At 75.3% G+C, this 7,501-nt stretch carries 6 protein-coding genes; 4 read left to right on the forward strand and 2 right to left on the reverse strand.

The annotated features are described in order from the left end of the window. Positions 1 to 32: 32 nt before the first annotated feature. Complete coding sequence (locus PSU4_RS30125) at positions 33 to 1,271, reverse strand: DUF58 domain-containing protein (protein WP_246115449.1); 1,239 nt, start codon at positions 1,269 to 1,271, stop codon at positions 33 to 35. A gap of 37 nt (positions 1,272 to 1,308) precedes the next feature. Further along, positions 1,309 to 2,331 carry an AAA family ATPase gene (locus tag PSU4_RS30130; RefSeq protein ID WP_147115962.1) on the reverse strand — a complete coding sequence of 341 codons (1,023 nt, stop codon included), beginning with the start codon at positions 2,329 to 2,331 and terminating at the stop codon, positions 1,309 to 1,311. 556 nt (positions 2,332 to 2,887) lie between these two features. Between PSU4_RS30130 and mraZ the strand changes: the two genes are divergently transcribed. From mraZ to PSU4_RS30150, 4 genes are all read left to right on the forward strand, one after another. Next, positions 2,888 to 3,316 (forward strand): division/cell wall cluster transcriptional repressor MraZ, encoded by a 429-nt coding sequence (gene mraZ / locus PSU4_RS30135; protein ID WP_147115964.1) that lies wholly within the window; start codon positions 2,888 to 2,890, stop codon positions 3,314 to 3,316. 257 nt (positions 3,317 to 3,573) lie between these two features. Beyond that, on the forward strand, positions 3,574 to 4,554 hold the full coding sequence (gene rsmH, locus PSU4_RS30140; protein ID WP_147115966.1) for a 16S rRNA (cytosine(1402)-N(4))-methyltransferase RsmH: 981 nt from the start codon (positions 3,574 to 3,576) through the stop codon (positions 4,552 to 4,554). Positions 4,555 to 4,654: 100 nt separating this feature from the next. Next, entirely contained in the window at positions 4,655 to 5,551 is an 897-nt protein-coding gene (gene ftsL / locus PSU4_RS30145) for a cell division protein FtsL (RefSeq protein ID WP_147115968.1), read from the forward strand. Then, entirely contained in the window at positions 5,551 to 7,401 is a 1,851-nt protein-coding gene (locus PSU4_RS30150; RefSeq protein WP_147115970.1) for a peptidoglycan D,D-transpeptidase FtsI family protein, read from the forward strand. The genes ftsL and PSU4_RS30150 overlap by 1 nt, the downstream gene beginning before the upstream one ends. Positions 7,402 to 7,501 lie beyond the last annotated feature (100 nt).

Genomic DNA, 7,501 nt, shown 5'->3' on the forward strand with positions numbered 1-7,501 from the left:
CGGGGGCGCGGGCCGGGGCGGGGCGGGGGCGCTCACGTCGGGCTCCCGGCGACCACGCGGCGGCCGGAGGAGAGCTCGGCCCAGCACGTCCGGGGGTCGGTGTCGGCGTGGGCGACGGCGACGTGCCAGCCGGCGGCGCGCAGGGCGGCCGCGGCGGCGTCGGCGCCCGGGGCGGGGGTGGCGCCGCTGGTGTCCCAGCCGGCGACGTCGAGCAGGATCGCGTGCCCGCCGTGGGGGCGGCGGTCGAGGAGGGCGCCGACGTCGTCGACGGTCGTGGCACCGAGGATGGCGACGACGTCGCCGGTGGGGGCGACGGGCGGGCCGTCGAGCCCGGTGCGGGCGGAGACACGCAGGGTGGCGAGCGCGTCGAGGATGCGGTCGGCCCCGGGGGAGGGAGCGCCGCCGACGGCGCCGGCGACGCGCTCGCCCAGCGCGGTGCCGTCCTCGGTCACGACGGTGACGGGCTCGCCGTTGCGGATCATGTGCAGGCTGATGCTCGCGGCCAGGGAGACGGCGTACTCGAGGCTGGAGGTGGGGCCGTCGCCGCGGTGGGCGCCGTCGCGCCGGTCGAGCAGCACGGTGATCTCGCCGCGCCAGGGCCGTTCCTCGAGGCGGACCATCAGCTCGTCGTGACGGGCGGTGGCACGCCAGTGGACGCGGCGCAGCTCGTCGCCGGAGCGGTAGGGGCGCACCAGCACGTCGGGTTCGCCGACGCCCTGGTGGGCGACGACGGCGCCGGGGGTGCCCTCGCCGCCGCCGATCGCGGACGGCAGCCCGTGCAGGTCGACGGTGGCGGGCAGGACGAGGAGCCCGTCGGCGTCGCCGTAGCGGCGGGGGAACTCGGCCAGCCCCAGCGGGTCGGTGATGCGGGCGACGAGCGGCCCGATGCGGTGGTCCCCGCGCAGCACGGGGCGCAGCGGGTAGCGCAGGGTGACCCCGGACCGGGCGGGCAGCCGGTGGACGGTGAACCGTGGCGGGGCCGAGGGGCGGGGTCCGGCGGCGTCGGGCACGGTGTCGGCGACGCGCAGCGCACCGACGAGGGGGCCGCCGGTGAGGCGGACGTCGACGGCGCAGTCGGTGCCGACGGGGACGCGGGCGGGGTCGACGGTGCGGTGCGCGCGGATCGCGCGCCGGGTCAGGGCCGCGACCGCGAGGGACAGCAGCGGCAGCGCGACGACGAACAGGGCGAGCCGCAGGAGGTCGCGTTCGTCGAGGACGACGGCGCTGACGGCCGTCGCGACGCCTCCGGCGAGCAGGCAGCGGCCGCGCACGGTCAGTCCGGAGGACCACCGCGGTGACGCCACGGGGTCAGGCCCCCGCGCGCGCGGCCGGGACCGGGACGGGCAGCCCGCCGACGAGGGCGCGGACGATGTCGGCCGACGACCGGCGCGCGGCCTGGGCCTCGGGGGTGAGGACGAGGCGGTGCGCGAGGACGGGGACGGCGACGGCCTGGACGTCGTCGGGGACGACGTAGTGGCGGCCGGCGAGCGCGGCCTGGGCGCGGGCGGCGCGGACGAGATGCAGCGTGGCGCGGGGGGAGGCGCCGAGGCGCAGGTCGGGCAGCGCGCGGGTGGCGGCGACGATGTCGACGCAGTACTGGCGCACCTCGGGCGCGATGTGGAGGTGCTTCACGGCGTCGACGATGCCGCGGACGGCGCGGGCGTCGGTGACGGGGCGCAGCGTCTCGAGCGGGTCGGACGCCGCGTGCTCGTCGACCATCGCGAGCTCGGCGGCGGGGTCGGGGTAGCCGATGGAGACGCGCGCGGTGAACCGGTCGCGCTGGGCCTCGGGCAGGGGGAAGGTGCCGTCCATCTCGACGGGGTTCTGGGTGGCGACGACCATGAACGGCGCGGCGAGCTGGTAGGTGGCGCCGTCGACGGTGACCTGGTCCTCGGCCATGCACTCGAGCAGCGCCGACTGCGTCTTGGGGGAGGCGCGGTTGATCTCGTCGGCGATGACGACGTTGGCGAAGACCGGGCCGGGCCGGAACTCGAACTCGCTGGAGTGCCGGTTGTAGACCGACATGCCCGTGATGTCGCCGGGCAGCAGGTCCGGGGTGAACTGGACGCGGCTGACCGAGCAGTCGATCGACCGGGCGAGGGCCTTGGCCAGTGAGGTCTTGCCGACGCCCGGGATGTCCTCGACGAGCAGGTGTCCTTCGGCGAGCAGCGTCACGAGTGCGACACGGACGACCTCGGGCTTGCCGACGAGGACCCGTCCGATGCTCGCGGCGATGCGCGACGTCACGTCGGCGATCGCCCCGACCGCGGGGAGATCGGTGTCGGTGTCCGTGGCTGCACGCCGTCCGGGCCGGCTGCTCGTCGTGGTCACCCGTCGTCCTCTCGGTCGTGCTCTCGGGCCGTGCTGGGTCGTGCTCGGGGGAGTGCTGGGGTGGTGCTGGGTGGTGCGGGCACCGTCGCATGCGGGGGGATCCGCGGGGCGGTGTCACCACAGTCTGTCAAACGACGCGCCGGAGCTTCGCCCGGACGAGTGGCATCACGATTGTGTCTCGCCGATCGGTGCCCGTCGCGCGGCGGCCGGTCGGCTCCCGCTCGCCACTCCGCGCCCCCGTGTCCCCACGCTGCGCCCCACCGTGCCCCACCGCGGCGAGTGGTGCGGCGCCGGCGTCCCCCACCACCCCCCACCGATGGCCCCCGGAGGCCCCGCGGAGGCGTTCGGAGGCCCCTCGAGGCACGGAACGGGTGGTCGGAGCCGCTGTGAGGTGATCGTGGTCGCTGCGGCGCCCCCACTGGTCCCCACTGTCGCTGAGCTGCGGATATCCGCCGATCGTGGTGCGGGTGGGGCGCGTTTCGGGTTGACGGTGGAGTGAAGTGGGGTAGTGTGGGGCGCGTTGGAGCAACCGGGTCCTCGGGGGAGAGGCGAGCCGATGTTCCTCGGCACGTTCACCCCCAAGCTCGACGACAAGGGGCGGCTCACGCTGCCCGCGAAGTTCCGTGACGACCTCCGAGGTGGCCTGATGATCACGAAAGGGCAGGACCACTGCCTCTACGTGTTCACACGCGAGGCCTTCGGCGAGCTGGCGGCGAAGATCGCGTCGGCACCGTTGACCAACGAGTCGGCCCGGGCGTTCCAGCGAAACCTGTTCTCCGGGACCGACGAGCAGAACCCCGACGGCCAGGGCCGGATCGCGATCAACCCGGACCTGCGCCGGTACGCCGGTCTGACCAAGGACTGCGTGGTGATCGGCGCGTACACGCGCGCCGAGATCTGGGACGCGCAGGCCTGGGCGGAGTACCAGCAGCGACACGAGGACGAGTACGCGAAGGCGCAGGAGGAGGTCCTTCCCGGATTCTGACCTCCAGGCGATGCCCCCTCCCGGGGGCCGTGGCCGCCCGTCGCGACGGACAGCCCTGACGCACCTTCCCCGGCGCCAGGTCCGTCCCCGCGAGTGGCACCCGGCACCCGGGAGGAGGCATCGCCCGGCAACCGGCCCGGCTGGGGAGTACGGGCCGCACACGGCGGCGACCGGGGGCTCGTGCGCCCAGTCGTCGGCATACGCGGAGCACGACAGCAAGGACCGTGGTGGCGGCGACGGGCGAGGCGAGGTGAACGGTGGGGCAGCACCCTGAGGGAGACGGGCCGGCTGGGGCCAGGCACGTCCCCGTCCTGCTGCCTCGCGTTCTCGAACTCCTCGAACCCGCCCTCGCCGGACGTCCGGCGGTCGTGGTGGACGCCACGCTGGGGCTCGGCGGCCACTCCGCGGCACTGCTCGCCGCGCACCCACAGCTGACGCTCGTGGGTCTCGACCGCGACCCGCAGGCGCTCGAGCTCGCGGGCCGTCGTCTCGTCGCGTACGCCGGCCGGACCCACCTCGTCCACGCCGTCTACGACCGCATCGCCGACGTCCTCGCGGAGCTGGGGCTTCCGGGGGCCGACGGCGTGCTGTTCGACCTGGGGGTGTCCTCCCTCCAGCTCGATGCCGACGAGCGGGGCTTCTCCTACTCCCGCGACGCCGATCTCGACATGCGGATGGACCCGACCACGGGCCCGACCGCGGCCGACGTCGTCAACACCTATCCCGTGCCCGAGCTCGCGCGCATCCTGCGCGAGTACGGGGAGGAGCGGTTCGCGGGCCGGATCGCCGCGGCGATCGGCCGGACGCGCGACCACCGGCCGTTCACGCGCAGCGCCGAGCTCGTGGAGCTGCTCTACGCCGCGGTGCCCGCAGCGTCGCGGCGCACCGGCGGCCATCCGGCCAAGCGCACGTTCCAGGCGCTGCGCATCGAGGTCAACGGCGAGCTCGACGCGCTGCGCGCCGCGGTACCGGCGGCGCTCGACTCGTTGACCGTCGGCGGGCGGGTCGTCGTGCTGTCCTACCACTCGCTCGAGGACCGGCTGGTCAAGCGGGAGCTCGCGGCCCGTTCGGTGTCGACGTCCCCGCAGGACCTGCCCGTCGAGCTCCCGGGCCACGGTCCGGAGCTGCGGCTGCTGGTCCGCGGGTCCCAGCCCGCGTCCGAGGACGAGATCGCGGACAACCCGCGGGCCGCCTCGGTGCGCCTGCGTGCCGCCGAGCGGATCCGGGAGGCGGCATGACCGTCCGGCCGGGTCCGCGTCACCACCCCGTCACCGCCACCCGCGCGGCTGCCGGGGTGGCCACCCACAGCAGCGTCATCCGCGTGACCGGGGGGTCGTCGTGAGTGCACCTGTCACTGAACGTCAGCACGTCGCGGCACCGTCGCGGTCGCGGCGGGCCCGGACGGCGGTGCCGGCCCCGCGGTCGGCCCGGGTCGTCGCGGTCCCCGCGCAGCGGACACGCTCGGGCACGGGTTCCGGGGCGGTCAGGGGCGCGACGAAGGCGGCCGCCCGGACCGCGACCCGCACCGCCGGTCCGCGTACCGCGGCCCAGCGTGCCTACGCCCGTCGTGACGACCGGCTGCGCCGCCTCGTCGGTGGCCGGGTGCAGAAGCAGGCGGCACCCGCGGGGCGTGCCCAGTTCGTGCTGCTGGTGATGGTGCTGCTCGCCGTCGGTCTGGTGGCGACGCTGTGGCTCTCGACCGCCGCGGCCGCCGACTCCTACCGGCTGCAGGACGCCCGCACCGCGACCCGCGACCTCTCCGAGCAGAGCGAGCTGCTGCGCAAGCAGGTCGCGGCGCTCGACGCCTCGCCCGCGCTGGCGCAGCGCGCCACCGACCTGGGCATGGTGCCGTCGAAGAACCCGGCCCGGCTCGTCGTCGGTGCCGACGGCGCGGTGACGCTGGTCGGCGAGCCGTCGGCCGCGCAGCCCCCGCCGCCTCCGCCCGCCCCGCCCACGGATCCGAACGCCCAGGCGCAGACCCCGCCGCCCGCCGACGCCCAGAACCCGGCAGGCGCCCAGAACCCCGCAGGAGCCCAGGACCCCGCAGGCGCCCAGAACCCCGCAGGCGCCGGGGCCCAGGCACCACCGCCCGCCGACGCGGGTGTGCAGGACCCGGGCGCACAGGCCCAGACGCCGGCCGAACCGCCGGCGGGCACCAACGCGGCGACCGAGGACGCCCAGTCCCAGGCCGAGCCCGACACCGCGGCCGGCGCCACGCCGGGTGGAGCGGGCTGATGCCCGTCGCGCCGCCCCGGTCCCGGCCTGCCGGAGCCGCCCGGACGGCGCCGCCGCGTCGCCCGGTCCCGCCGCGGTCGGCGCCGGGTCGCGCGGGCGACCCGTCGCGCCGGATGAAGATCGGCACGCTGCTCCTCGTCGCCCTGCTGACGTTGTCGCTGCTCAAGCTCATCACCGTGCAGACGTTCCAGTCGGGTTCGCTCACGGCGTCGTCGGAGAAGCAGCGCCTCACGCGGTTGGCGCTGCCCGCCGAACGCGGCTCGATCCTCGACCGCAACGGCACCCCGCTGGCGTTCAGCACCGAGGCGAGCGCGCTCGTCACCAACCCGCGGCTGATCACCACGCAGAAGGGCGCGCGGGCCGCCGAGTACAAGCAGCAGATGGCCACGGCCGTCGCCGCGCGCACCGGCGGTGACCCGAACGCGCTGCTGGCCCTGCTCAACAGCGACAGGGGTTATGTCGTCCTCGCCCAGCTGGCCGACCCGGGTGCGGCGCGCGAGCTGCGCGAGGCGTTCCCGGAGATCGCTCAGGAGAAGCGCGAGTCGCGGCAGTACCCGGGTGGGAGCCTGGCGGCCAACGTCATCGGTGCCGCGTCGTGGAACTCCGGCGACCAGAAGCTCACCGGACTGGTGGGCCTGGAGAGCTCGCAGGACGCGCTGCTGGCCGGTACCGACGGCTACGAGGTCGTCGACACCGCCGAGGGCAGCTCCGCGATCATCCCGGGCAGCACCCGCGCCCAGCAGGACGCCGTGCCGGGCTCGGACATCCAGCTCACGATCGACTCCGACATCCAGTACACGATCCAGCGCCAGCTCCAGGACTACGTCGCGAAGACGAACGCGAAGGGCGGCTCGGCCGTCGTCCTCGACGTGAAGACGGGCGAGGTGCTGGCCCTGGCCAACGGCACGACGTTCGACCCGTCGAACCTGGCGGGCGCGGACTCGGCGTCGATGGGCAACGCGGCGGTGACGTCGCCGTTCGAGCCGGGGTCGGTCAACAAGATCGTGACGATGGCGGCCGCGCTCGAGTACGGCGTGGCCAAGCCCGACGACGTGCTCGACGTGCCCGGCAGCATCAAGGTCGCCGACCGCACCGTCAACGACGCGTGGAAGCACGGGCTGGACCACTACACGCTGACCGGGGTGCTGGCGAAGTCGTCGAACGTCGGCACGATCATGACGGCGCAGAAGGTCGGCGAGGACCGCTTCGCCGACATGCTCGCCCGCTTCGGCCTGGGCCAGAAGACGGGCGTGGGGCTGCCGGGGGAGAGCGCGGGCCGGGTGCCGCCGCGCGACACGTGGTCGGGTTCGACGTTCGGCAACCTGCCCATCGGTCAGGGCCTGTCGATGACGGTGCTGCAGATGGCGGGCATGTACCAGGCGGTGGCCAACGACGGCGTCCGCATCCCGCCGCGGATCGTGGCGTCGACGGTCGGCCCGGGTGGGGTGCGCACGGTGCCGCCGCAGCCGGAGCCGGTGCGGGTCGTGTCCCCGCAGACGGCGCAGACGTTGCGCGGCATGCTGACCGCGGTCACCCAGAACGAGAGGGGCGTGCAGCGCGGCACCGGTGCCGCAGCGGGTGTCGACGGCTACCAGGTCGCCGGGAAGACGGGCACGGCCCAGCAGGTCGACCCGTCCTGCGGCTGCTACGCCCGCTCGACGTACTGGATCACCTTCGCCGGGATGCTGCCGGCGCAGGACCCGCGGTTCGTCATCGGGATCATGCTCGACGCGCCTGCGGGCGGGGCGTCGGCGGCGCCGCTGTTCCACGACATGGCGAGTTTCATCGCTGCGCGCCAGCAGATCCCGGTGGGTCCGCCGGCGCCGTTCCAGACGCTCGTCGCGCCCTGACCGGCCCGGCGCGGGCCCTCGTGGGCCGGACGGCCCCGGTCACGACGACGGGTCGGGCGGGTGCGCCCGCCGGTCCGGCCCGTCCCCGGACCGGCGGGGG

Source organism: Pseudonocardia sulfidoxydans NBRC 16205, from assembly GCF_007989085.1.
In the GTDB taxonomy this organism is placed as follows: Bacteria; Actinomycetota; Actinomycetes; order Mycobacteriales; family Pseudonocardiaceae; genus Pseudonocardia; species Pseudonocardia sulfidoxydans.

What these genes read in the sequence shown, in the direction of transcription:
- PSU4_RS30150 (WP_147115970.1), top strand. Translation starts at nt 5,551, where the DNA reads ATGCCCGTCGCGCCGCCCCGGTCCCGGCCTGCCGGAGCCGCCCGGACG.
- mraZ (WP_147115964.1), top strand. Translation starts at nt 2,888, where the DNA reads ATGTTCCTCGGCACGTTCACCCCCAAGCTCGACGACAAGGGGCGGCTC.